This window comes from Enterococcus raffinosus (assembly GCF_001886185.1).
In the GTDB taxonomy this organism is placed as follows: Bacteria; Bacillota; Bacilli; order Lactobacillales; family Enterococcaceae; genus Enterococcus_A; species Enterococcus_A raffinosus.
Genome location: NZ_JXLA01000130.1, coordinates 1 through 398, shown reverse-complemented (window position 1 = coordinate 398; position 398 = coordinate 1). Strand labels below are relative to the sequence as shown.

General features: G+C 41.2%; 1 protein-coding gene. It reads right to left on the bottom strand.

The genetic code is table 11. From position 1 onward, the window contains the following. Positions 1-398: CD3337/EF1877 family mobilome membrane protein (locus RV13_RS20600; protein WP_428839368.1), on the bottom strand; the 398-nt coding region annotated here is incomplete at both ends.

Genomic DNA, 398 nt, shown 5'->3' with positions numbered 1-398 from the left:
TTTGATTGTTCCTTTGCCAACTTATTTCCAACTGCTGCACCACCACCAAAAGCCAAAGTCCGTCCCACATTTCGATTGAGTTGCCGCAATGTTCGATTCATTAACATTTGCGGTTTTCGCATGACCCGTCTTCCCATTGATTGGCTATCATTACTCTGGAGATTGAACATATTCATAATGTCGCCCAATTTGAAATAGATACCGGCAAAGGTCACAATTTGCAGAAAAGCAACCATGAAAAATGGATAGGTTGCCGAAATATTGAAAAACATCGTGGAGATGCTAAATGCAGTCGTAATCACCAAAGTAACTCCTGCTCGCATCATAATCGTATTGAACAAGCGAATAATCGCCTTCTTGCCCAAACTCTCATAAGTCGGCAACATGGACAATAAGAA